21 protein-coding genes and 6 tRNA genes are annotated in these 23974 nt (G+C 63.0%); 3 read left to right on the top strand and 24 right to left on the bottom strand.

What is annotated here, in order from left to right:
* Window positions 1-28: 28 nt before the first annotated feature.
* From ACE3P0_RS01325 to ACE3P0_RS01280, 10 genes are all read right to left on the bottom strand, one after another.
* Window positions 29-2803, bottom strand: coding sequence for a methyl-accepting chemotaxis protein (locus ACE3P0_RS01325; protein WP_374399040.1), 2775 nt, complete (start codon window positions 2801-2803; stop codon window positions 29-31).
* A gap of 33 nt (window positions 2804-2836) precedes the next feature.
* Complete coding sequence (locus ACE3P0_RS01320) at window positions 2837-3337, bottom strand: chemotaxis protein CheW (protein WP_374399038.1); 501 nt, start codon at window positions 3335-3337, stop codon at window positions 2837-2839.
* Window positions 3338-3355: 18 nt separating this feature from the next.
* Complete coding sequence (locus tag ACE3P0_RS01315) at window positions 3356-5584, bottom strand: chemotaxis protein CheW (protein ID WP_374399037.1); 2229 nt, start codon at window positions 5582-5584, stop codon at window positions 3356-3358.
* Window positions 5585-5624: 40 nt separating this feature from the next.
* Window positions 5625-5990 carry a response regulator gene (locus ACE3P0_RS01310; RefSeq protein WP_172198805.1) on the bottom strand — a complete coding sequence of 122 codons (366 nt, stop codon included), beginning with the start codon at window positions 5988-5990 and terminating at the stop codon, window positions 5625-5627.
* A 26-nt stretch (window positions 5991-6016) separates the two neighbouring features.
* On the bottom strand, window positions 6017-7174 hold the full coding sequence (locus ACE3P0_RS01305) for a methyl-accepting chemotaxis protein (protein WP_374399035.1): 1158 nt from the start codon (window positions 7172-7174) through the stop codon (window positions 6017-6019).
* A gap of 18 nt (window positions 7175-7192) precedes the next feature.
* Entirely contained in the window at window positions 7193-8149 is a 957-nt protein-coding gene (motB, locus tag ACE3P0_RS01300; RefSeq protein WP_374399034.1) for a flagellar motor protein MotB, read from the bottom strand.
* Between the two features lie 50 nt (window positions 8150-8199).
* Window positions 8200-9054, bottom strand: coding sequence for a flagellar motor stator protein MotA (motA, locus tag ACE3P0_RS01295; RefSeq protein WP_374399032.1), 855 nt, complete (start codon window positions 9052-9054; stop codon window positions 8200-8202).
* 189 nt (window positions 9055-9243) lie between these two features.
* On the bottom strand, window positions 9244-9792 hold the full coding sequence (gene flhC, locus ACE3P0_RS01290; protein WP_374399030.1) for a flagellar transcriptional regulator FlhC: 549 nt from the start codon (window positions 9790-9792) through the stop codon (window positions 9244-9246).
* A gap of 10 nt (window positions 9793-9802) precedes the next feature.
* On the bottom strand, window positions 9803-10120 hold the full coding sequence (gene flhD, locus ACE3P0_RS01285; RefSeq protein ID WP_172198791.1) for a flagellar transcriptional regulator FlhD: 318 nt from the start codon (window positions 10118-10120) through the stop codon (window positions 9803-9805).
* A 176-nt stretch (window positions 10121-10296) separates the two neighbouring features.
* Complete coding sequence (locus ACE3P0_RS01280; protein WP_374399027.1) at window positions 10297-12318, bottom strand: HDOD domain-containing protein; 2022 nt, start codon at window positions 12316-12318, stop codon at window positions 10297-10299.
* 117 nt (window positions 12319-12435) lie between these two features.
* Between ACE3P0_RS01280 and ACE3P0_RS01275 the strand changes: the two genes are divergently transcribed.
* Together ACE3P0_RS01275 and hpnE are read left to right on the top strand one after the other, a co-directional pair.
* Window positions 12436-12981: an NUDIX hydrolase gene (locus ACE3P0_RS01275; RefSeq protein ID WP_374399025.1), complete on the top strand. Its 546-nt coding sequence runs from the start codon at window positions 12436-12438 to the stop codon at window positions 12979-12981.
* Window positions 12978-14306 (top strand): hydroxysqualene dehydroxylase HpnE, encoded by a 1329-nt coding sequence (hpnE, locus tag ACE3P0_RS01270; RefSeq protein WP_374399023.1) that lies wholly within the window; start codon window positions 12978-12980, stop codon window positions 14304-14306. The genes ACE3P0_RS01275 and hpnE overlap by 4 nt, the downstream gene beginning before the upstream one ends.
* Window positions 14307-14311: 5 nt before the next feature.
* On the opposite strand, the gene ACE3P0_RS01265 is transcribed toward hpnE, so the two are convergent.
* From ACE3P0_RS01265 to ACE3P0_RS01255, 3 genes are read right to left on the bottom strand one after another with little or no spacing between them, the layout of a single operon-like run.
* On the bottom strand, window positions 14312-14656 hold the full coding sequence (locus ACE3P0_RS01265; protein ID WP_374399021.1) for a YkgJ family cysteine cluster protein: 345 nt from the start codon (window positions 14654-14656) through the stop codon (window positions 14312-14314).
* Window positions 14657-15334, bottom strand: coding sequence for a tRNA (guanosine(46)-N(7))-methyltransferase TrmB (locus tag ACE3P0_RS01260; RefSeq protein ID WP_374399364.1), 678 nt, complete (start codon window positions 15332-15334; stop codon window positions 14657-14659).
* On the bottom strand, window positions 15331-16302 hold the full coding sequence (locus tag ACE3P0_RS01255; protein WP_374399019.1) for a tRNA dihydrouridine synthase: 972 nt from the start codon (window positions 16300-16302) through the stop codon (window positions 15331-15333). The genes ACE3P0_RS01260 and ACE3P0_RS01255 overlap by 4 nt, the downstream gene beginning before the upstream one ends.
* A 101-nt stretch (window positions 16303-16403) precedes the next feature.
* Here ACE3P0_RS01255 and ACE3P0_RS01250 point away from each other — a divergent pair, with 101 nt between their 5' ends.
* Window positions 16404-17717: a TAXI family TRAP transporter solute-binding subunit gene (locus ACE3P0_RS01250; RefSeq protein ID WP_374399017.1), complete on the top strand. Its 1314-nt coding sequence runs from the start codon at window positions 16404-16406 to the stop codon at window positions 17715-17717.
* Window positions 17718-17772: 55 nt separating this feature from the next.
* Here the strand turns inward: ACE3P0_RS01250 and ACE3P0_RS01245 are convergent.
* The 11 genes from ACE3P0_RS01245 to phbB all read right to left on the bottom strand — a co-directional run bounded on the left by ACE3P0_RS01245 (window position 17773) and on the right by phbB (window position 23785).
* Window positions 17773-17849: transfer RNA gene (locus tag ACE3P0_RS01245), tRNA-Asp, on the bottom strand.
* A 48-nt stretch (window positions 17850-17897) separates the two neighbouring features.
* Window positions 17898-17973: transfer RNA gene (locus ACE3P0_RS01240), tRNA-Glu, on the bottom strand.
* 25 nt (window positions 17974-17998) lie between these two features.
* Window positions 17999-18074 (bottom strand) — tRNA-Ala (locus ACE3P0_RS01235).
* A 70-nt stretch (window positions 18075-18144) separates the two neighbouring features.
* A tRNA-Asp gene (locus ACE3P0_RS01230) sits at window positions 18145-18221 on the bottom strand.
* Window positions 18222-18299: 78 nt separating this feature from the next.
* Window positions 18300-18375, bottom strand: a tRNA-Glu gene (locus ACE3P0_RS01225).
* A gap of 30 nt (window positions 18376-18405) precedes the next feature.
* Window positions 18406-18481: transfer RNA gene (locus ACE3P0_RS01220), tRNA-Ala, on the bottom strand.
* Window positions 18482-18598: 117 nt separating this feature from the next.
* Complete coding sequence (locus tag ACE3P0_RS01215) at window positions 18599-20005, bottom strand: FAD-binding oxidoreductase (RefSeq protein WP_374399016.1); 1407 nt, start codon at window positions 20003-20005, stop codon at window positions 18599-18601.
* 41 nt (window positions 20006-20046) lie between these two features.
* On the bottom strand, window positions 20047-21390 hold the full coding sequence (rimO, locus tag ACE3P0_RS01210) for a 30S ribosomal protein S12 methylthiotransferase RimO (RefSeq protein WP_374399014.1): 1344 nt from the start codon (window positions 21388-21390) through the stop codon (window positions 20047-20049).
* A 118-nt stretch (window positions 21391-21508) separates the two neighbouring features.
* The gene (gene phaR / locus ACE3P0_RS01205) at window positions 21509-22090 is read right to left on the bottom strand and encodes a polyhydroxyalkanoate synthesis repressor PhaR (RefSeq protein WP_374399012.1); all 582 of its coding nucleotides are present in this window, start codon (window positions 22088-22090) and stop codon (window positions 21509-21511) included.
* Window positions 22091-22210: 120 nt separating this feature from the next.
* The gene (locus ACE3P0_RS01200) at window positions 22211-22951 is read right to left on the bottom strand and encodes a beta-ketoacyl-ACP reductase (RefSeq protein ID WP_374399010.1); all 741 of its coding nucleotides are present in this window, start codon (window positions 22949-22951) and stop codon (window positions 22211-22213) included.
* A gap of 93 nt (window positions 22952-23044) precedes the next feature.
* Entirely contained in the window at window positions 23045-23785 is a 741-nt protein-coding gene (phbB, locus tag ACE3P0_RS01195) for an acetoacetyl-CoA reductase (protein ID WP_374399008.1), read from the bottom strand.
* Window positions 23786-23974: the final 189 nt, after the last annotated feature.

The raw sequence follows: 23974 nt of genomic DNA, 5'->3' as shown, positions 1-23974 counted from the left end.
GCCGTATCTGGTTGGCCGCGCTCGCGGCTCAGAATTCCTGCCAGTCCGAATCAACTGTCGCGGCGCTCTTGCGTGGCTTTGGCGCTGGCCGGGCGGGAGCCGGTGCCCGCACGGTCGCCGAAGCGGGCGCGGCCGCATGCAGCGCGGTCGGTACGCGCGGCGCTGGTGCATCGAAACGCGGGCCAGCCGCGTCATCCAGCCTGAAGGCCGCCACCGAGCTGGCCAGCATGCGTGCCTGTTCTTCAAGGCTTTCGGCCGCGGCAGCGGCCTGCTCCACCAAGGCTGCGTTCTGCTGTGTCACTTCATCCATCTGCCCCACAGCCGCAGCGACCTGTTCTATGCCGGACGACTGCTCGCGGCTCGCCTGAGAGATGTCCGTCACCAGCCGCGCGAGCTCGGCGAAGTTGCTCACCATCTCGTTGATCGTGGTGCCGGCATCACGCACCTCGCGCGCGCCCTCGCCCACCTTGTCTACGCTATCGGCGATCAGCCCCTTGATCTCCTTCGCGGCCTGCGCGCTGCGCTGTGCGAGGTTGCGCACTTCCGACGCCACCACCGCGAAACCGCGCCCTTGTTCACCCGCGCGCGCCGCTTCCACCGCCGCGTTGAGCGCGAGGATGTTGGTCTGGAAGGCGATCGAATCGATCACGCCGATGATGTCGGCAATCTTCGTGGCGCTCGACTGGATTGCATCCATCGTCGCGACCACCTGACGCACCTTCGCGCCGCCCTCCTGCGCCACCGAGTTCGACTGCGACGCGAGGCGATTTGCCTGCGCGGCATTCTCGGCGTTCTGCCGCACCGTGGCGTTGAGCTCTTCCATGCTGGAAGCGGTCTCTTCCAGGCTGGAGGCCTGCTCCTCGGTGCGGCCGGAAAGATCGGAATTGCCGGCAGCGATTTCCTGCGCGGCGGTGTTGACCGCATCGCTCGCCTCGCGGATCTGACTCAGCACCGAGTTGAGGCGATCGACGGTCTGGTTCGTGTCGTCCTTGAGACGGCCGAACATGCCCTGGTAGTCGTTCTCGATGCGCACGGTCAGGTCGCCCTGGGCGACGGCGTTGAGCACGGCGCCGACATCGTCGAGGCCGGCCGACACTACCGAGAGCAGCTGGTTCATCGCATCGGCGAGCTGCCGGAAGAATCCCTCCTTGTCGGCCACGCTCAGCCGCGGCGAGAAGTCACCCGCCAAAGCGGCTTGCAGCAGCGCGGCAAGCTCCTCCTCGGCCTTCACTTCCGCAGTGCGGTCCAGCCACTCGATCACGGTACCGAGGCGCTTTCCGCCCGTATCGAAGATCGGATTGGCGGTGAGGCGGAAGCTGAGCGAACCGACTTTAATGCCGGCAACATGCTTGCCACGCAAGGCACCGAGGATGTTGCGCTGGTGCGCGGGATTGCGATGGAAGTCGTCGAAGCTTCGGCCGACAATCTCCTGGGCGCGGAACTGCGGCAACTCCTTGCGCAGCTCGTTCTCGACACCGCTGAGCATGGCCACAACCGATTCATTGCAGTAGAGGATCTTGCCGTCGTTGTCGGCCAGCATCACGTTGGTGGATGTCTTGTCCAGCGCGTTGCGGATACGCAAGTTCTCGGCGGCCAGGGCCTGATCACTCTCGAGCTTCTGCCGCAGCTGCGCCCGCATGGTGTTGAGCGTGGCGGCAATCTCGCCAAACTCGTCGCGGGAAGACACATCGACATTGTTGGTCAGATCCGCCTGGGCAATCCGCCGCGCGCCGTTCTGGATCATGTCGATCGCACGCAACATGCCGGAACGGAAACCGAGGAACAGATACACCGCAAGCAGCAATGCCGCACCAGCAAGTACGAAGGCCGTGTTCCGCTCGCGCTCCAGTTTCGCGACACGCAGATCGATCTCGTCGTCGAAGGCCTTCGCCGCCGCATCCATCACCGCATAGCCCGCTTGCAGAGCCTCGGTCGAAAGGTTCCAGAGCGCATCCGGGCTCTCGTCGATCTTGTCGGACGACAACAGGCGCCTGATCTCCTGACGGAAGGCTTCGGACTTCTTCAGGAAAACGCTGACGCCCGGCGCCACCTCCCGCCCGATCCGGCCTGATGCATCCGCTTTCGAAGCCTTGTCGATCGCGCTCTGTATCGCAGCAGCCCCTTGGCCGGACGTTGCAAGCATCGTCTCCAGCACCACGCGATCGTCGAGCGAGACCTGTTTCGCAAGCACCGACGACACCGCGCGAGCACGGGCGCGCCCCAGCGCCTCGACGGTCTCAGGCGCCCGGTCGGTGAAGATCGTCATGAGGTAATAGGTCGCCGGCTCGGGATCAAGCGTTGCGTTCGTGTTGTCCGCAATCAAGCCGATGAAGGCCTTGATCTCGCCGATCAGCTCGGTGTGCAGCTTGACGCTATCCGCCGCAGAGATGGTGGTCGCCTTGCCCTGCACCTCCACCCAGTGGGCCTTCACGCGGGCCCACGCTTCGTCGAGCCCGTATTCCGGCCCTTCATGCGCAATCACCGCATCGGCCGCCTTGATTGCCGCATCCACCTTGTCGGCAGCGTCCTTGAGCTTGGGCCGCGCGCCCTCGTTGCCGGCGATGACCTGCCGTGCCAGCCCGCGATGCACCTGCACAGACTCCATCATCTGTCGCGCGGGCAGGAAGCAATGCGCCGTCAGTGATTCGGTCCGCGCAAAGTGGAGATCCGCCTCGATCCGTTGATTGACCTGCCACACGAGGTAGCCGAGCGCGCACAGCACGATCACGCCGATCAGCGCGAACTTGCGCGGCACGTTGAGCCGGTTCATCAACGCGAGAGAGGGTTTGAGCAAGGCTTGCATGTCAGCGCTCCGGTCGAGGCGGGTATCGGTGCGTCAAAGAATGGCTTCGTCGACGAGTGCCATTTCGCTGGCGCTCATCAGGCGTTCGATGTCGAGCAGGATCAGCATGCGTTCGCCGAGCGAGGCGAGGCCGACGATGTACTCGGTGCGGATCGCGGAGCTGAACTCCGGTGCCGGCCGGATCTGCTCGGGCGCAAGCGTCAGCACGTCGGACACCCCGTCCACCACCACGCCGACGACCCGCGCCCCAAGATTGAGGATGATCACCACGGTGAACGGCGTGAATTCCGCATTGCCCGCCTTGAACTTGATCCGCAGATCCACGATCGGCACGATGATGCCGCGCAGGTTGATGACCCCTTTGATGAATTCCGGTGCGCCGGCAATGCGGGTCACCGTGTCGTAACCACGGATCTCCTGCACCTTCAGGATATCGATCGCGTATTCCTCGCCGCCTAGCGTGAAGGTCAGGAACTCGCCTGCCACCACACGCCCTTCCTGGGCAACCGTCATCTGCATGTTGGCGTCAACCATGCTTGTCTCCACTGGTGTTCATGCTGCGCCCTGGCCGGCGCGGCGTGCCATGCTCACTAGCTGCGGGGGATCGACGATCAGCGCAACATGGCCGTCCCCCATGATGGTGGCGCCGGAGATACCGGGCACCCTGCGATAGTTGGCTTCGAGACTTTTGATCACGACCTGGTGCTGGCCGACCAGCGCATCGACGAAGGCGGCGACCTTGGTGCCGTCCGACTCCAGGATCACCATGATTCCGCGCTCGTAGCTGCAGCGCTCCCCCGGCGTATCGAACGCTTCATGCAGATCGACGATCGGCAGGTATTCGCCGCGCACATCGAGCAGGCGCTCCACACCGGACACCGCCTTGAGCATGGCGGGTGTGGGTTGCAGCGACTCGACGACGTAGTCGAGTGGAATGATGTAGGTCTCGCCGGCGATACCGACCGACATGCCATCGAGAATGGCCAGCGTCAGTGGCAGCCGCACCGTCACGCGGGTGCCGACACCCAGCATCGAATCCAGTTCGATGCGGCCGCCGAGCGAACCGATGTTGCGTTTCACCACATCCATGCCGACACCACGGCCCGACACATCGGTGACCTGGTCGGCGGTCGAGAAGCCGGGCTCGAAGATCAGCTGGAAGACTTCCTGGTCGCTCATGCCATCCGATACCGGCAGGCCGCGCTCGCGCGCCTTGGCAAGAATGCGGTTGCGATTGAGACCGGCGCCGTCGTCGGCAACCTCGATCACGATGTTGCCGCTCTGGTGATAGGCGCGCAGGTTGATGCGCCCGGTTTCGCTCTTGCCCGCCTCGCGCCGCCGCTCCGGCGATTCGATACCGTGATCGAGGCTGTTGCGGATCAGGTGCGTGAGCGGGTCGGCGATCAGCTCCACCAGCCCCTTGTCCAGCTCGGTGTTCTCGCCGCCGGTCACCAGCTCGACGCGCTTGCCGAGCTTGCCAGAGAGATCGCGCACCACGCGCGGAAAACGGTTGAATACGGTGGAGATCGGCAGCATTCGGATCGACATCACCGATTCCTGCAGATCGCGGGTATTGCGTTCGAGCAGCGCAATACCATTGTGCAATCGCTCATACAGCACCGGGTCGAGCACGCTGGCAGCCTGGCTGATCATCGCCTGCGTGATCACCAGTTCACCAACGAGGTTGATCATCTGATCGACCCGCTCGATGTTGACGCGGATCGAGCTGGCGTCCGCCTTGCTCGCACTGCGCGGTGCCGTCTCGCGTTGAAGCGCGGCCGGCGCACTCGCTGCACGCGGCGCGATGTCGCTCGCGGCCGCAGCCACTGGCATCAGGGGCTCGCCCGGCGCGTCATGTTGTGGCAGAGGCTCGAAGAAACCGTAAGCGCCGTCGGCCGCGTCAGCCGGCACCGCAGGCGTTGCAACAGGCAGCGGCTCGAAGAAGCCGTACGCATCATCGTCAGGCGCCGCAGCCACCTCAGTGTTTGGCGCCGGATCGGGCAGCGGTTCGAAGAATCCGTAAGCCGTCTCTTCCACGGCCGGCGCACCGGGCGCCTCGTCGAAAAAGCCGAACGCTTCGTTCGGGCCCGAAGGGGCCGCGCTACTGCCAAGCGTTTCGATCGTGACCGAGGTGCTATCGACCACGAATTCCAGCACGCAGCGCAAGGTCTCGGCATCGACATCACTGGCAAGCTTTACCGACCAGCTCTGCGCGCCGTCTGCGGGTGGCTTGGCATCGATCAGCTCGCCGAGCTCCTTCAGCTCCGCCAGCAGGTTCGCGACCGAGTCCGCCGCCTGCGGGTCACCCGGCAGCATCGCGAAACCCAGCTGATAGGTGTGCGCGCGTTTCACGCCATGGCTGGGCGCCGGCGCAATGCCCCGTGAGCGCTGCGCTTCCTCAGCCAACGCGGCGAGCCGCACACGCATCGCATCAGCCGCCGCGTGATCGGCGTCGGCGTGACCTTGATGGGCATCGAGCAGATTACGCAGCACATCGCCGGCCGCGAGGCAGGCATCGACCATCTCTTCGGTTAGCGCAATCGAACCGTTGCGCACGAGGTCGAGCAGCGTCTCCATCACGTGGGTCAGCTCGGCAACATCGGTAAAGCCGAAGGTCGCGGCAGAGCCTTTGATCGAATGCGCTGCGCGAAATATCGCGGGCAGGTCGCCACTTTCGGGCGCCGCAACGTCCACCGCCAGCAGCAAAGATTCCATGCTTTCGAGGTGCTCGCGCGATTCCTCGAAGAAAACCTCGTGGAACTGGCTCATGTCGAACGACATGCGCTTCCCCCCTGGCCCGGTATGCGGCGCCGTGCGCGATTCAGCCGATGACCTTCTTCACGACCTCAATGAGCTTCTGCGGATCGAACGGCTTCACCAGCCAGCCTGTCGCCCCCGCCGCACGCCCTTGCTGTTTCATGGTGTCTGACGATTCAGTCGTCAGCATCAGGATCGGCACGCTGCGGTACTGCGGCAAGGCGCGCAGTTGCTTGATCAGGCTCAGCCCGTCCATGCGCGGCATGTTCTGGTCGGTGAGCACCAGCGACACCGGTCGTCCCTTTGCTTTCTCTAGGCCGTCCATGCCGTCGACCGCCTCAAGCACGTCGTAGCCTGCGCTCTTGAGCGTGAAGGACACCATCTGCCGGATCGAAGCCGAGTCATCCACCGTGAGAACCGTCTTTGCCATGATGTTCAGCTTTCCTTGCCTGTTGTTCAGAACAGCTCGATATCGCCCACCGCGATCCGCGCCTGATTCACCGTGTGTACATCCTTGATGGCGGGCAGCGCCTCAAGGCGAGTGGCCAGCGCACGCTCGGCGCGCTCGCGCTCGTTGGGCGCGGCGGCGGCCAGATCGCCCATCGCCGCGGCGATCGCCTCCAGCGCTTCCACGCGCTGCAATACATGGCCAACAAGCTGCGACACCATGTCCTGAAACTGCATCGCCATCACCGCGCGGTTCACTTCCTCGTCCATCGCGCTCGAGTGCTGGCTGAGCTGCTCCACGCCATGCCGGCGCTGCGCATTGAGCCGCTCGACGCCGGCCAGCACTTCTTCCACTTCGCCCTTGGAATTCAGCGCGAAGGTCATGTCCTGCGAGGCCATCTTGGAAATCGCGGATTCAGTGCTGCGCACGCCATCCCGCATCGACTGCATCAAGCCTCCAATCTGTTGCGAGAACGCGCTTGTGCGGGCAGAGAGATCACGCACCTCGTCCGCAACCACGGCGAAGCCGCGCCCTGCCTCGCCGGCCCGCGCGGCCTCGATCGCGGCGTTCAAGGCCAGCAGATTGGTCTGTTTGGCAATCGCGCCGATCTCGCCAAGGATCTGCTCCACGTCCGTCGCACGCTTTGAAATCGTCTCGGTCAGCTCCACTAACTCCATCGCGATCCGGCTGTTCTCGATCACGCTATCGACGATCCGTTGCATCACGTTCGACGTGTTCGCGATGAAGCGATCGAAGCCATCTTGATGCGCCGCGTCGTCGGAGCCCTGCGCGGTGATTTGCAGCGCAATCTCCTGCTGTGCGCGGGTATGGGTATGCATGCCGTTGAAGCTCTCGCCCAACTTGCCGATCGCGTCGTGCAGCAGGCTGCGGATACGCTCGACCTCACCGCGAATGGCATCGAGCTGCACCGCGGTGGCACGCCCGGCATCGCCGACGCCGGCGGGAACATTTGCAATCGTCGGCTCAAGCGGGGTCAGGCTGGCGGCCACCGGCTCGTGCCTGAGCAGCGCGAGGCTTATCAGCCACCCTGCAGCGGTCAGCGCGCCAGTCAGCATGGCGGGCAACGCAAGCCAACCGGCCAACCCGATCACCAACGCGCTCAGACCGACACCCAAAATCGTTGCAGATCCCTTGCTTAGTTTCATGGCTGCCTCTGTCTTGCTTTAGGGCTCTGTTCGCACCGGGCCGCTGCCCATTTCGCGGCCGACATCCTCCGCCGTGGGCGCCGAACCGTTGCTGATTTCCAGCGTGCGTCCCGCAGTGGCGAGCTGCTCCTCGGCACGCTTGTTCAACACGACAATGCTGATGCGCCGGTTGATCGGGTCGTACGGATCCTCCGCCTTGAGTGGAATCGTCGCCGCAAGGCCGACGACTCGCGCCACGCGGTTGTCCGCAAGCCCGCCAAACACCAGCTCACGCCGGCACGCGTTGGCGCGATCGGCCGAGAGTTCCCAGTTACCCATACCACGATCACCGCCCGCGTACTGCGTTGCATCGGTATGGCCGGATACGCTGATGCGGTTACCAACCTCGTTGAGCGTCTGCGCTACGGCGTGCAGGATCTCGCGCGTGTAGGGTTTGAGCGTTGAGCCCCCGCTGTCGAACATCGGCCGGTTCTTCTCGTCGACGATCTGAATGCGCAGGCCTTCGGAAGTGATATCGAGCAACAACTGTTTGGCGAACGGCCGCAACACCGGAGACGCTTCAATCATCGCCTCCAGCTTCTGCTTGATCTCTTCGAAGCGGGCGCGCTCCAGCGATTCGTTGTCCGCCGGCATCGTCTTGGGCTGGCGAAGGCGCTTCTTGGGTTGGTCATAGTCCGCGTTGGCAACCTGCCCAACCGATTTGGTCAGATCGTTACCGCCGCCCGGGATCACCGACGTCGCATCGCCGGTGCCGCGCCCGCCTTGTGCAGACATCTTGACTGGTGCCTGGAAGTAATCCGAAATGCCCTTCAGGTCACCTTCGGTGGTTGAGCCAAGCAACCACATCAGCAGGAAGAAGGCCATCATCGCAGTCACGAAGTCTGCGTACGCGATCTTCCATGCACCACCATGCGCGCCACCACCGCCCTTCTTGATGCGCTTGATGACAATTGGTTGTTGGGTAGCTTCGGCCATTTAGTCTGGTAGGCGAGTGTTCACTGAATCCAGCAGGTCAATACCCTTGCTTACTTTTTGCGGCTCTTGATCTCGTCTTCGAGTTCCTTGAAGCCGGGGCGGTCGGTCGAGAACAACACCTTGCGGCCGAACTCGATCGCCACCTGCGGCGCATAGCCATTCATGCTCGCAAGCAGCACGACCTTGATGCACTGGAAGATTTTGCCGCCCTCTTCCATCTTCTGTTCCATCTGGCCAGCGAGCGGGCCAACGAAGCCGTAGGAAAGCAGGATGCCGAGGAAGGTACCGACCAGCGCACCACCGATCATCTTGCCCAGCACCGCTGGCGGCTGCCCCACCGAGCCCATCACGTTCACCACACCCATCACCGCAACGACGATACCGAAGGCGGGAACACCATCCGCCATCTTGGTCACCGCGTGCACCGGCGTATGTGCCTCCTGATGGTGGGTCTCGATCTCCATGTCCATCAGGTTTTCGATCTCGAAGGCATTAAGGTTGCCGCCCACCATCATGCGCAGATAGTCGGTGAGGAACTCCATTGCGTGGTGGTCTGCAGTAACGCTCGGATACTTGCCGAAGATCGCACTGCTATCCGGGTTCTCGATGTCGTTCTCGATCGACATCAGCCCTTCCTTGCGTACCTTCGCAAGGATCTCGTAGAGCATCGCCAGCAAATCCACGTACATCGCCTTGTTGTAAGGCGAGCCCTTGAAGACCCCGGGAACGGCACCGGCCACTGACTTTATCGTCTTGAGGCTATTCCCCGCAACAAGACCACCGATCATCAAACCGAGGATCGCAATGTATTCAGTGGGGACCCACAACGCCGCAAGGCTGCCGTGAATCGCATATGTGCCGACTGACGCGGCGAGGATGATCACGTAGCCAATGATCAGGAACATTGCCTTCTGCCCTTCCTACAGAAACATGCGTGTTTCAGCACCCGACTGTGCCTGTAACGGCGGCGCCAAGAGAAACTTGAGCACCCGCGCTGCACTGCATCAGGCCACTGGGTCTGCTTGCGTGGCGCAAAAAAAGGCCGTCGGCACGTGCGTGCCGACGGCGCAGCTCCTTGCTGAGCAAGGAGGAGGTCAGCCGGTCAGACTGGCGTCGCTGTGAGCGGCGGCGCGGCGGGTCTTGCCCGCACGCGAGGGTACGTTGCACAGCCCGCAGACGTAGTCGTGCGTCGGGTCGTAGGCGTGTGCAACATAGCGGCCACCGCAGCGAGTGCAGCCGGCGAGTTGCAGCATGTGTGCATCAAAAAAACGGATCAGTGTCCACGCGCGGGTCAGGCTCAGCACCCGCTCCAGATCGTGTTCTTCACAGTGGGCGATGTACAGGCGATAGGCAGAGAGCACCGACTCCAACCCACGCTGTCCGCCGTGTTCCTGCAGAAAGCGGTGAAAGCCCATGAACAGCGACGCATGAATGTTCTGCTGCCACGTCATGAACCAATCGGTCGAGAACGGCAACATGCCCTTCGGCGGTGACTCGCCGCGCACTTCCTTGTAAAGGCGCAGCAGCCGCTCGCGCGACAGCGAAGTCTCTGCCTCCAACATCTGCATGCGGGCACCCATGCGGATCATCTCGATCGCGCTCTGGGTGTCGATGGCGTCCTGCACCACGCTCCGGGTAGCCATGGCGCCATCCTCAGGCGAGGTTTTCGACCGGGCGGCTGGCCGCCAGGATCGCGGCATGAATGCTGGCGACCGCAGGCTCGCGCTCGTGGTTGGCGAGCAACTCAAGCAGCAGGCGCTCGTCGAAGCGGACCTGACACAGCATCATGCCCGAGCTCGACATACGCAGGATCTGCGCAGGCGACAGCGACTCGATCACATCCGCGGCATCTTCACCCACGCCAAGGCGGAACATGCCAGCCTGACGGTCTTCCAGCAGCAGTCGCTGGGCCAACATCAGGTAGGACAGATTCAGTTCGCGGATCTCTTCCGCCAGGTTTGCAGTGCGCATGGTGACCTCCTCAGTCCGTCGCCTTTTTGGCGACTTATCGTGTGGAAGCAACAGTACCAATGGCACTCAGGAAACTTGAGTCGGGCGATTTCGGATAATCGCGTAGGCAAAAGCAAACACAGCCATGTAGGAATTTCACCTACACGACCGAGTTATTGCCAATAAACCTCAAACAATCAACGCGTTACAGCACCCTCGCCGATCGCTGAACGAGCCAAAACCGCCGCAGACCCAAAGCCGGGAACAGCGCCCTTTGCGGCAGAAAGTTCACTTGAGGCCTGTTTGACGAGCGTTTCGGGCGAGCTCGTCGACGCGTTCCGCTGCGCAAAGCCAACATGAACCGCGATTCGAAGCTGAAGCCGGTCAAGTTTGAACGTCGCCTCGCCCACATGCCGACGCAGCCGCTCTGCGAGCAGCCCCGCCCCCGTTTCATCGGTATCAGGACACAACACCAAAAAACCATCGCTGGCCGACCGAGCCAAAACATCATGCCCACGCAAGGCCTGCTTCAGCACCATCCCGACATGCTTGATCAAGGCCTCGCCAACCGCCTGGCCATAAGTGCCGGCAAGCTGAGAAAAACCATCGATCGCAACCGCCATGCACACCGTGGGCCGCTGGCTGCGTGAAGCAGCCGACCATTCCTGCTCCACGCGATCCATGAAGTAGCGCTGGTTCGGCAGCACCGTCAGCGGATCAGTCAGCGCCACGTCCTGCAAGCGGCGGTTAGACACCGCCAGTTCGGACGCGAATTGCCGGATCTCTTCACGGTCGCGCTCGATCTCTTCGTGCAGCTTCACCACACGCATGCCGGCTCGCATGCGCGCCAGCAACACGCGGCCATTGATCGGCTTGGTGATGAAATCGTCTACGCCACACTCGAAGGCCTCGACAAGGCGTTGTTCGTTTTCATGACTCGTCAGCACCAGCACATAGATGCTGCGCCCGACCCGCGTCTGCCGCAGGCGTTCGACGAGCTTCAGGCCACTGCCATCCGGCAGCGACCATTCGACAATCATCAGGTGCGGCTGCATCAGGATCGCCGCTTCGGCCGCCTGCTCGACCGTCGCCACCTCATGCACTTCGTGCCCGGCCTCATCGAGCAACGCACGAACGGCCGCGCGCACCGCGGCATCGGCCTCGACCAGCAGCACCCGCAAATACCGGCCGTTGGGCTTAGCGACAACGCTTCGTGCGGCAACTGGCGGTTCTGCCACCACAGGTGCCGATACAGCCACCGCCGCTTCACCCGCAGCCACAAGACTGGAAAACGCCGCGATCTTGCGGGGCGCCAGTTGCAACAAGGACGACCATTCCGTCCAGTCGCGAATCGCTGCGTCGCAGGTTTCGTTCAGATCCGCGCCCTCAATCCGCAACGCTGCCGCCTGCGCACGGATCGCGGGCACGCGCTGCACTTGGCCGGCGGATTCTGTCTCGCACAAACGGCCAAGCTCGGCGGCCAAAGCCAAAGATCGGCACAGCGTTGCCTCACGCGTCCCCTCGGCAGGCCAGGTGGACTCTGCACACGCATGCAGCGCTACGACATTTGAAAAGGCGCGTGGAACACCCCAGTCGGCCAACATCAGACCGGCCAGTTCGCGGTGATCGAGCGCAAACGCCTCGCGCTCACGGGCAACGAGATCGTCGGATTCGGCTGCGTTCGAACGGAGCAGATCGCTGTACTGCGCCGGATAGAGCGTCGCCAATGCCAGTTCGCCAATTCGCGACAGCAGCCCGATGCAGTAGGCCTCATCCGCGGGCGCAGCGCGGGTACGCAACGCGATCGTCTGCATTGCGGTGGCGCGCATCAGGGAAGAGGCCCAGAAGCCCTCATAGTCGAAAGCCTCGCACGGCCCGGCACGGTGGCTCGCCAGCAGTGAGAAGCCAAGCGCCAGGGCACGCACGGCCGGCAAGCCGAGCACCATCAGCGCATCCTGCACCGACGCAATCGGGTGGCGGCCGTAACCGAGTTGGCCGTTCGCAGCCTTGATCAATCGCCCGACGAAGGCCGGGTCCGTTTTGATGATCCGGCCAAGTTCGGCGATCGAGACATCGTCACCATGCGTGGCCCGCATGATGGCGAGCGCGACACCTTTGGGCGACGGCAGATTGCCGGTCGCACGAAGACGCTCGAGCTTGGAAAGTGCGTGCGGGGAAGCAAGGTCGCTGCCGTTCATGTAAGCGTCTTTTTGCTGCATTCGTTTTGCTAACGTCCGTCGCGAGAAAAACTTTAGCGCGACATGCGTCTCACGCTGCCGCCCAGTCGCAGCGCTGGTTTACAATCCGCGCTGCTCGCGCCCTCCCGATACTTGGCCATGAACTTCTGCTCCCAATGTGGCGCGCCGGTCGCGCACCGGATCCCTCCCGGCGACACCCTGCCCCGGCATGTTTGCGATGCCTGCGGCACGATCCATTACAGCAATCCGAAAATGGTCGTCGGCGCGATCCCCGAATGGGAAGACCGCATCCTGCTGTGCCGCCGCGCCATCGAACCGCGCTACGGAAAGTGGACCTTGCCGGCCGGCTTCATGGAAAACGACGAGACCACCGCACAAGCCGCAGCACGGGAAACGGCCGAGGAAGCCTGCGCGCGCATTGACGTGGGCGACATGTACTCACTGATCAATGTCGCGCACATCAGCCAGGTTCATATCCTTTACCGCGCGCGCCTGCTGGATCTGGATTTCCGGCCGGGTGAGGAATCGCTCGAAACCCGCCTGTTCGCGGAGCACGAAATTCCTTGGGACGAACTCGCCTTCCGCTCGGTCGCGATGACCTTGCGCCTCTATTTCGAGGATCGCCGCAAGGGGCAATTCCGCTTTCACGTCGCCGATATCCCGGCTCCCGCGATCACCGCATGAGCCCGCAAGTTGCAGTCATCGGTGGCGGCTGGGCCGGCCTGTCGTGCGCGGTGGAGCTTGCGCGTGCCGACATCCGCGTTTCAGTCTTCGAAGGCAGCGCCACCTTGGGTGGCCGTGCCCGCGTGGTGGAGAAGGACGGTTGGCGCGTCGACAACGGCCAGCACATCCTGATCGGCGCCTACGCCGAAACGCTCCGGATGTTGCGCCTGCTTGGCGTCAGCCCGAAGCGTCTGTTTTCGAGTCCTTTCTTCATCCACATTCCGGGCGTTCTGGATTTGCAGGCGGCCGACCTGCCGGCCCCACTCCACCTCGCAATCGGTCTGCTGAGGGCGAAGGGCCTCAGCTGGGCAGATCGTCGCGCTGCAGCGCGGCTGCTTTCGCATCTCAAGCGCCTGCGCTTTGTGCTGAGCGAAGACGTGACCGTCAGCACCCTGCTCGATCGCACGGCACAGACGGCGAACCTGCGCCGGCTGGTGTGGGAACCGCTCTGCGTCGCGGCGCTGAATACCCCGGCCGATCGCGCGTCGGCCCAGGTCTTCGCCAACGTCTTGCGCGACAGCGTCGCGGCCTCGGCCAGCGCGTCCGAAGTACTGATCCCGCGCGTCGATCTGACTGAGCTGTTACCGGTACCAGCCGTGCTCTACCTGTCGCGCAAAGGGCAATCGGTGCATACGATGACGAAGATCCGCGGCGTCACTCGCACCGAGCATGGCTTCGGCCTCGAGGGCGACCCCTTCGACGGCCGCTACAGCCACGTAGTGCTGGCAACGGCACCGTGGCAGGTGTCCGGGCTGACCGCCGAATTCGCTGAGATGGAGCGGTTGCGTAGCCAACTCGACGCGATGCACCACGAGGCCATCACGACCGCCTACCTCGCCTACGACCCACCACTGCGCCTGCCGCGCCCGATGATCGGACTCGACAACGGGCTACTGCAATGGGTGTTCGATCGCGGCCAGCTTGGCGGGCCCGAAGGTCTGCTCGCAGGTGTAGTCAGCGCCGCGGGCACCGAATTGAGCCGCGAAGAAATCGCGCTGCGCGCACACCAGGATATCGAGCGCCTCTTCGCCGCCGATTCCGCCCGCCTGCCTTCACCGAAGTGGGCGCAAGTGATTACAGAGAAGCGCGCCACCTTCGCTTGCGAACCTGGCGTGTTCCGGCCGATCACAATGACGCCCGTGAAGCAGCTCTACCTTGCCGGTGACTACGTAGCTTCGGATTACCCCGCCACGCTCGAAGGCGCGGTGCGCTCCGGGCTTCAAGCCGCGCGCACGATCTTCCGTTCGTTAGGCGTTGCGCAGCCGTCGCTATTCAAGCTCGACTGACTGCATCAGACCCGGAATACTGGATCCGGCAAGGGCGCCAGGCCGTGACGCGCGCGCGCTTGATTACAGGCCGCGTTGAGCACACCAAACACGCCATGCGGCGCGAATTCCCGGCACGGTCCGGGGCGGTATTCATAGATGCCGCACCGCACCGCTTCGCCTACCTTGCCCACCAAGGCTACGCAGCGCGGTGGTGACCGGTCGGTGCCGCGCATGCGGCAGCTCGTCGCCGTCTCTTCGTCGGCAAGCCCCTCAGGCACCATGCCGCCGGGTTGATCTGCCCGCTCGGATATGTGGAAGCTGACGCGGAACGCTGCACAACACGCGCCACAGCGCTGACAAACATCCATTCAGCCTCCCTGCACTCGCGAATTCAGATCGACGACATAGCGCCACAGGGTCTGCCCGGAATCGCCGTACTTGCGCTCAAAGGGTGTCAGTGGCGCATCCGTCTCATAAGCCATCACCGGCGCGACGCGACCGCTCACACGCGCCACCGCCCAAGCGAATTCATCCGCGTAGATCTGCCAGTTGGTGCGCAATTCCAGCGTGCCGCCGAGCGCCAGAATGTCAGGGAACACCGCATGCCCATGCCAGCGACGCGAAAGATGGCCGATCTTCGGCCAAGGGTTCGGATAGAGCAGAAAGTGGCGATCGAGCCGAAGTCCATCCGCCAGCAGCAGCCGCCAGAAGTCGACGAGATCCGCACACGCAAAGACCGCATTGGCCGGCATCTCGCCAGGCTTGCCGCGCTCGATCCGGTCCGATGACTGGTCCACGCCGATGACAAAGTGCCCGGCATACTCACGCGCCAGCGCAAGCGTACTCCAGCCCACGCCGCAACCTGCATCCAGCAGCAGCGGTTGCTTGCCATCCCACGCGGCCATCGCCGTTGTGTAGGCTGCCCGCGTCGCCGGCGAAACCGGGCGCGTGAAGGGCGAGCTCAAGTGTCGTGCGAGCAAACGTTCAAGGCTCGGGTGAACGCCATCCTGAGCAGAGCGAATGTCACGAGAATTGCCGTACATCAGGCCGCCACTCCGGCCGAAACGGGCACGCCATGCCGCTTCATCACCTCGGCCACGCTGTCCGCATCACGCAAAGCGCGGATTTCGGCCAGCAGGCGCGCGGCCTGCGGGTAGTTGCGCTCAAGTAGATGCAGCCATTGCTTGATTCGCCCGGGCGCGTGGCGCGACTCCAGTTTGATCAGCACCCGTCGCCAGTAGGCAGCAAGCAGTTCAAGCACCTCGCCCCAACAGGCATCGAGCGTTGCCGGCGCCTCACCGCGGATACGCCGCGCGAGAAAAGGGTCCGCCACCGCGCCACGACCCAGCATCACATCAACGCAACCACTCTCCGCCCGGCAGCGCGCCCAATCGTCAACGGTCCAAACCTCGCCGTTGGCCACGATCGGCACCGACACCCGCTCCGCAATGCGGGCAATCTCGCTCCAGTACGCGGGCGGTTTGTAGCGGTCGAGCTTGGTTCGCGCGTGAATCACGAGTTCATCGACGCCACCTTCCGCAAGTGCACGTGCGCATTCCTCAGCACGCGACGCATCGTGAATGCCGAGGCGCATCTTGGCCGTGAAGGGAATGGTCTTCGGCACCGCCGCGCGGACAGCGCTAGCAATCTGAAACAACAGCTCCGGCTCGTCGAGCAAGGCCGCCCCGCCACGATGGCGATTCACGGTGGGCGCCGGGCAACCGAAGTTCAGGTCGATACCGGGTGGCGCCAGGCTGGCGAGCCGCGCAGCGTTGTCGGCCATGCAGGCTGGGTCCGATCCCAGCAACTGCACCCGCACCGGCGTGCCAGCGTAGGTGCGGCCACCGTTTTCGAGTTCAGGGCTGATCCGGGTATAGCAACGCGCAGGCAGCAGCGAACCGGAAATCCGCACGAACTCGGTTACGCAATGGTCGTAGCCGCCCGGACGCGTCAGCACATCACGCATCACATCGTCGACCATCCCCTCCATCGGGGCCAAGAGCAGGCGGATCATGAATCTCTGAAGAAAACGGTATTGCAAGGGGCCGCGCATTCTACCGGAGGCCACCCGCGCGGGCTGGACATCTTGCAAGCGGGCCGCTTAGGCTCACACGCATGGAAAAACACGACGACCCGCATCCCCATCGCGAACTCGCGCTGTGGTTGATCGGCGGCACCCTCGCGAGCCTCACCGCCATCCTGTTGCTGCTGCACTTTCTCGCGCCGCTGCCGCCACGGACCCTGACCATGACGACCGGCGCAGCGGGGGGTGCCTACGCGCTGTACGCCGAACGCTACCGCGAGATCCTCGCGCGGCAGGGCGTAAAGCTCGTGCTCAAACCTTCCAGCGGCACAATCGAGAACCTGCGGCGACTGAAAGGCGTGGACGGCACCGCGGATGTGGGCTTCCTGCAAGGTGGCGTGCTGCACGAACCCGAGTCCGAAGACCTCGTCACCCTTGGCGCGATGTACTACGAGCCGGTCTGGGTATTCGTTCGTGACGACCTCAACATCGAGCGCATCGCCGACCTGCGCGGCCGACGCGTCGCTATTGGTGTATCAGGCGGCGGTGCGCAACTCCTCGCATTGGAAATCGCCAACCGCAACGGTATTGCGACCGACGACCCGAACCTCGTGCCGCTGGGCGGCGACGCCGCCATCGCTGCGCTGCAACGGCGCGAAATCGACGCACTCGTGACGGTGAACGGCGCGCAAGCGCCTATGGTGCAGACGCTGCTACACCTCAACGGGGTACGTCTGCTCGGTTTCGAACAGTCGGCAGCCTATGCGCGCCTGATGCCACAGCTCACCGACCTTACGCTTCCGCGTGGCACGATCGATCTCGTCGCCGACCAGCCGCCGGAGGATCTGCATCTCGTCGCACCGACCGCCAACCTCGTCGTGCGACACGACCTACACCCCGCCCTGGTCGCGCTGTTGATGCAAGCAGCAAGCGAGATCCACCGCTCCCCGGGCCTGTTTGAAAAGGGCAATGAATTCCCCGCTGCGCGCGACCACGAACTACCGCCCAGCCCTGAGGCAACCCGCTTCTACCGTTCCGGGCCGCCGCTGCTGCAGCGCGTGCTGCCATTCTGGGCCGCCGTCATGGTCGATCGACTGCTATGGACGTTGGTCCCGCTGATGGCCTTGCTGGTGCCCACGATGCGACTCGCACCCGCGCTGCTGCGCTGGCGTGTTCGCTCGCGCATCTATCGCTGGTACGGCGAACTCAAGTTCCTCGAAGAGGAAGCGCGGCACGGCAAGGAGAGCGACGTCAGTCGATGGAAGGCCCAGCTGGATCAGATCGAGGCGCGTGCACTTCGCAAGAAGGTACCGCTGTCGTATGCGAACGAGCTCTACATCCTGCGCGAACACATCGCACTGGTGCGGCAGATCATCGAAGGGCGCAGCAGCGGGAAGACCAGCTAGCCAGGCAAAAACAAAAAGAAAAGGGCCAACCTTTCGGTTGGCCCTTCTCGGTAGGTGGCGGAGTGGACGGGACTCGAACCCGCGACCCCCGGCGTGACAGGCCGGTATTCTAACCGACTGAACTACCACTCCGCGCTTGAACTGCCAGTGCGCACACTGTGTTGCACACCTTCTAAAAGGTGGCGTCCCCACGGGGATTCGAACCCCGGTTATCGCCGTGAAAGGGCGGTGTCCTAGGCCTCTAGACGATGGGGACCCGGAACTACTTCTCTTTCGCTGCTTGGTGGAGGTAAGCGGGATCGAACCGCTGACCTCTTGCATGCCATGCAAGCGCTCTCCCAGCTGAGCTATACCCCCAGCACGAAAGAGGAACTACCAAACTACTTCCAACAAAAAGGCTGTCGTCTGAACAGCCCTTTGTATTGGGTGGCGGAGTGGACGGGACTCGAACCCGCGACCCCCGGCGTGACAGGCCGGTATTCTAACCGACTGAACTACCACTCCGCGCTTGAACTGCTCTTTCGGTGCAGTGTTCAGCCTGCTCCGAAATCAAAGGCAGCTTTCGCTGCCTTCGCCAAAACTTGGCGTCCCCACGGGGATTCGAACCCCGGTTATCGCCGTGAAAGGGCGGTGTCCTAGGCCTCTAGACGATGGGGACCCGGTACAACTTTTTCTTTCGCAGCTTGTTTGGTGGAGGTAAGCGGGATCGAACCGCTGACCTCTTGCATGCCATGCAAGCGCTCTCCCAGCTGAGCTATACCCCCGCCGCGAAAGAGATGAGATCTTAGACTACGAATGGGGGTACGTCAACCCTATTTTTGAGAATAGGCGCAGTTTCCGTGCAAATTGTCGCCCCTTGCGGAGCGCTCTCTCGACGCCACTCACAGCACCTTGCCAGGGTTCATCAGGCCTTTAGGGTCGAAGGCCGATTTGATCCGTTGCATCAGGTCCATTTCCAATGCCGACTTGTAGCGGCGGATCTCGTCGCGCTTGAGTTGCCCCAGACCGTGCTCGGCGGAAATCGAACCGCCCAGCTCATGCACGAGGTCATGCACGATACGATTGACGTCACGGCGCTCGCCGATCAGCGCAGCGTTGGCGTCCGCATCCGGCTTCGAGCAGTTGTAGTGCAGATTGCCGTCGCCGACATGCCCGAAAGCGACGATGCGCAGCCCCGGAAAGACTGCAAGCAGCGCAGCATCCGCACGGCGCAGGAATTCGGGAATACGACTGACCGGCACCGACACGTCATGCTTCACGCTGACGCCCTCATGGCGCTGCGCCTCGGACGCGTTTTCACGCAGCGCCCACAGCGCAATACGCTGCGCCTCGCTACGCGCAACCGCCGCGTCAAGCACGAGGCCCGATTCAATCGCTGGCGCGAGGATTGACTCCGCCATTTCTTCCAGCCCTGCATCCGCACGTGTATCGCCCAACTCGATCAGCACCGACCACGGCGGCACCTCGGCCAGCGGACACTGCGCACCCGGAATGTGACGTAACACCAGCGCAAGCGTCGGCTGGCTCATCAACTCAAAGGCACTGAGGCGCTCGCCGCATTCGGAACGGAAGCGGCGCAGCAAGGCCACTGCCGCTTCCGGGCTCGGCACGGCAAGCCACGCGGTGCAGATGCTGCGGGGCCGCGGAGAAAGCTTCAGCACCGCCGCGGTGATGATCCCCAGCGTACCCTCGGCACCAAGGAAGAGTTGCTTGAGGTCGTAGCCGGTGTTGTCCTTGCGCAGCGCGCGCAGACCGTGCCAGATCTGCCCGTCCGGCAATACCACTTCGAGTCCGAGGACGAGATCGCGTGCGTTGCCGTAGCGCAGAACATGAACACCGCCCGCGTTGGTCGACAAGTTTCCGCCAATGCGGCAGGTGCCTTCAGAGGCGAGCGACAAGGGGAACAGGCGATCCGATGCCGCCGCTGCAGCCTGCACGTCGGCAAGCGTGCAACCCGCCTCGACCGTCAGGGTGTCGTTGTCGACATCGACATGGCGGATCCGATTGAGCTGTTGCAGCGAGACGACGACCGCGTGGCCAACTTCATCAGGGGTCGCGGCGCCGCAATGGCTGGTGTTGCCACCTTGCGGCACAAGCGGAACGCCCCGCTCCGCGCATAGGCGCACTACCGCAGCGACCTCTTCGACGGAGCCAGGACGCACGATCGCCTGCGCCTTGCCTTCGTAGCGGCCGCGCCAGTCGCGAAGGTAGGGCGCCTGATCGAGCGGATCGGTGATGACGTTGTGGCCGCCAACGATGCCGGCCAGTTCGGTAAGCAGTTTCGTCATGTTCATAGCGCGACGCCCCTTTCGGGGCGTCGGATCGTTGTTCAGTTTTCGATCAGCTGTGCATACAGGTCATGCACATCGACGTCGGAGACCCTGACCCGGGCAAACTCGCCCACTTCGAGCTCGGTACCGTCCGGGATGATCACGAGGCCGTCGATTTCCGGGGCGTCGCCCATCGAGCGCGCGACCGCACCATCTTCATCCACTTCATCGACCAGCACCGTGATCTCGCGGTCGAGCATGCGCTCGAGGCGCTGCGTGGAGATGTCCTCCTGATGCGCCATCAGGCGGTCGCGACGTTCTTCGCGCACTTCGTCCGGCAACTGCCCTTCCAGTTCGTTCGCCGTAGCACCTTCGACCGGCGAATACGAGAAACAGCCAACGCGATCCAACTGCGCTTCGGACAGCCAGTCGAGCAACTGGTTGAAATCGTCCTCGGTCTCGCCGGGGAAGCCCGCGATGAAGGTGCTGCGAATCGTCAGATCCGGGCAAATCTCACGCCAGCGGCGGATGCGTTCAAGCGTGTTCTCGGCTGCGGCCGGGCGCTTCATCGCCTTGAGCACTCGGGTGCTCGCGTGTTGGAACGGGATATCCAGGTAGGGCAGGATCTTGCCTTCGGCCATCAGCGGGATGATGTCGTCGACGTGAGGGTACGGATAAACGTAGTGCAGGCGAATCCAGATGCCCAGTTCGCCGAGCGCCTTGCACAGGTCGTACATCTTGGTCTTGACCGGGCGGCCGCCCCAGAAGCCGGTGCGGTACTTGACGTCGACACCGTAGGCACTGGTGTCCTGCGAGACGACGAGGATCTCCTTCACACCGGCGTCCACCAGCGCCTCAGCCTCTTTCATCACATCACCGATCGGGCGCGAAACGAGATCGCCGCGCATCGACGGGATGATGCAGAAACTGCAGCGGTGGTTGCAGCCCTCCGAGATCTTCAGGTAGGCATAGTGCGGCGGCGTGAGACGAATGCCCTGCGGTGGCACCAGATCGATGAACGGGTCGTGCGGCTTCGGCAGATGCTGATGCACCACGCCCATCACTTCTTCGGTGGCGTGCGGGCCGGTCACAGCCAACACCTTCGGATGCACTTGCTCGACGATGCCCTGCCCTGATGCGTCTTTCTTCGCGCCCAGACAGCCGGTGACAATCACGCGGCCGTTTTCGTTGAGCGCCTCGCCGATCGCGTCGAGTGATTCCTCCACCGCGGCGTCGATGAAACCGCAGGTGTTGACGATCACCAGGTCGGCACCGTCGTAGGTGCCGGAGATGTCATAGCCCTCGGCACGCAGGCGCGTGAGGATGTTCTCCGAGTCGGACGTTGCCTTCGGGCAACCGAGTGAGACGAAACCGACGGTCGGGGTGCGGGATGTGCTGTTCATGGTCTGGCCTTGCTGAAATCTGCGCGCGGAGCGTCGCCGGAATGACTACGGCCTCCCGTGCGAGAACTTGCGTTCACACACCGAGAGGCCGTCTGGCGACTCGCGAAAGGCCGGCAGTTTACCGTTTCGGCGGCGTCTTGTCCTTGTCGTCCGCAGCGGCGCCCGGCGGGGTCATGTTCGGAAACTGGAAGCCGGAGAACAGGTTACGCGTCTGGCTCTCGACCTGCTCCTGCATCTGGCTGAACATCTTCTTCGACTGGTCGATGTAGGCGCCCATCATGCTGTGCAGCGCGGGGCCCTGAAAGTTCAGGAACTGCGCCCACAGATCGCGGCTCATCGGGTTGTTTTCGCCGTAGATCGACTTCGCATGCTCCTGCAACTTGGACTGCAGGTCGGTGAAGGCGTGGATGTTGTTCTCGAGGTACTTGCCCATCATCCCCTGCATCGCATTGCCGTAGAAGCGGATCATTTGCGACAGCAGATCGACGGTGAACATCGGGGCTCCGCCCGACTCTTCTTCCAGGATGATCTGCAGCAGGATCGCGCGCGTCAGGTCTTCACCGGTCTTCGCGTCGACGACCTGGAATTCCTCTTGATTGACGACCAGTTCCTTCACGTCGGTGAGCGTGATGTAAGAACTCGTGCGCGTGTCGTACAGCCGTCGATTCGGGTACTTCTTGATCAGTCTGAGCTGTGCCATTGACGGTCTCCTCCCTCGAATTCGAATAGGTGTTTTTGTTGTGCGGCGTAGTGTATAGCACTGCACAAATAAAAAGGGCTCCGCCTTTCGCGGAGCCCCATTGCAGCGCTGTGCAGCGCATCAGCCCATGTGCAGACCGCCGTTGATATTGATGGTGGCGCCGGTGATGTAACCGGCGCTCTCCGAGGCAAGGAAGGCGCACAGATCACCAATCTCTTCCGGCTTGCCAAGGCGTCCGACGGGGATCGTCGCAACGATCTGGTCACGCACTTCCTGCTTGATCGCCATGACCATGTCGGTGCCCACATAGCCCGGCGCCACCGCGTTCACAGTAACGCCCTTCTTCGCGACTTCCTGCGCGATCGCCTTGGTGAAACCAAGAATGCCCGCCTTGGCCGCAGAGTAGTTGGCCTGGCCGAACTGACCCTTGACGCCATTGACCGACGAAATGTTGATCACGCGTCCCCAGCCGCGCTCTGCCATGCCCGCCAGCACTTGGTGGGTGACATTGAAAATGCTGTCGAGGTTGGTGGACATCACGGCATCCCACTGCCCCTTGTCCATCTTCCGGAACATCGCATCGCGGGTAATCCCCGCGTTATTGACCAGTACATCGACCGGGCCGATTTCCGACTCGATCTTGCGGACCATCGCCGCGCACTGCTCGTAGTCGGTCACGTCTGCGTCCGCGGGCTCCACGTCGAAGCCCTCGGCGCGCATGCTGGCGAGCCATTCATCCTTGCCCGGTAAGCCCGGCAAGCAGTTCGCGACAACCTTGTAGCCGGCTTTGTGGAGCGACTTGCAGATGGCGGTGCCCAGCCCGCCCATACCCCCGGTCACCAGGGCGACTTTCCTCGACATGATTGCTTCCTTTGCCTCGGTTATAAAAACGGTTGTCACCCGCACAGCGCCGAGGCCCGACGCCGTGCAGGAGGCTGCACCGCTGCAGCGCGGTCAGAACATGTGCTGGCCGCCGTTGATCGAGATGTTCGCGCCAGTCAGGAATGCCGCCTCGTCCGAGGCCAGATAGGCCACAAGGCCGGCGATTTCTTCGGGCTTGCCGAGCCGGCTGACGGGAATCTGCGGCAGGATCTTCGAATCCAGAATCTCTTGCGGGATCGCCGTCACCATCTTCGTGCCGATGTAGCCCGGGCTGATCGTATTGACGGTGACACCGCTCTTCGCAACTTCAAGTGCGAGCGCCTTGGTAAAGCCATGCATGCCGGCCTTGGCGGCCGAATAGTTGGTCTGACCGAAAGCACCTTTCTGGCCGTTGACCGACGACACGTTGATGACGCGCCCCCACTTGCGTTCAACCATGCCGTCCATGACCTGTTTGGTCATGTTGAAGACGCTGTCGAGGTTGGTATGAATCACCGCATCCCAATCGGCCTTCGTCATTTTCTTGAAGGTCATGTCGCGCGTGATGCCGGCGTTGTTCACCAGCACGTCAACCGGACCGATGTCCTTGGTGACTGCGGCAATGCAGGCCTTCGCTGACTCGAAGTCCGTTACGTCGCAGGGGTAGGCCTTGAAGCCGTAGCCCATGTTGTTCATGGTCTGCAGCCAGTCATGCGCCTTGGTGTTGTTCGGCGAATAGGTGGTGACAACGTGGTAGCCCAGCGCCGCCATCTTGATGCAGATCGCCTCGCCCAGCCCGCCCATGCCGCCGGTAATCAGTGCAACTCGAACCATGTGCTTCCTCTCCTCTCGTTATTGGGGCGACACATCGTCGCGCGCCCTGCACCGCACCCACAACAATGCCGAAGTGACGCGATCGCTTCGGCACCGGATGGTGCGGCCGGGCACGGATTTCCGTGGCTGCCTGCTGCGGGCTCAGTCCTGCATGACCGATGCGCCCCGCGATGCGCATGCGGCACTTGC

Source organism: Niveibacterium sp. (genome assembly GCF_041909475.1).
In the GTDB taxonomy this organism is placed as follows: Bacteria; Pseudomonadota; Gammaproteobacteria; order Burkholderiales; family Rhodocyclaceae; genus Niveibacterium.
The sequence above is the reverse complement of the archived record's forward strand: the minus strand, read 5'-3'. Positions and strand labels throughout refer to the sequence as shown.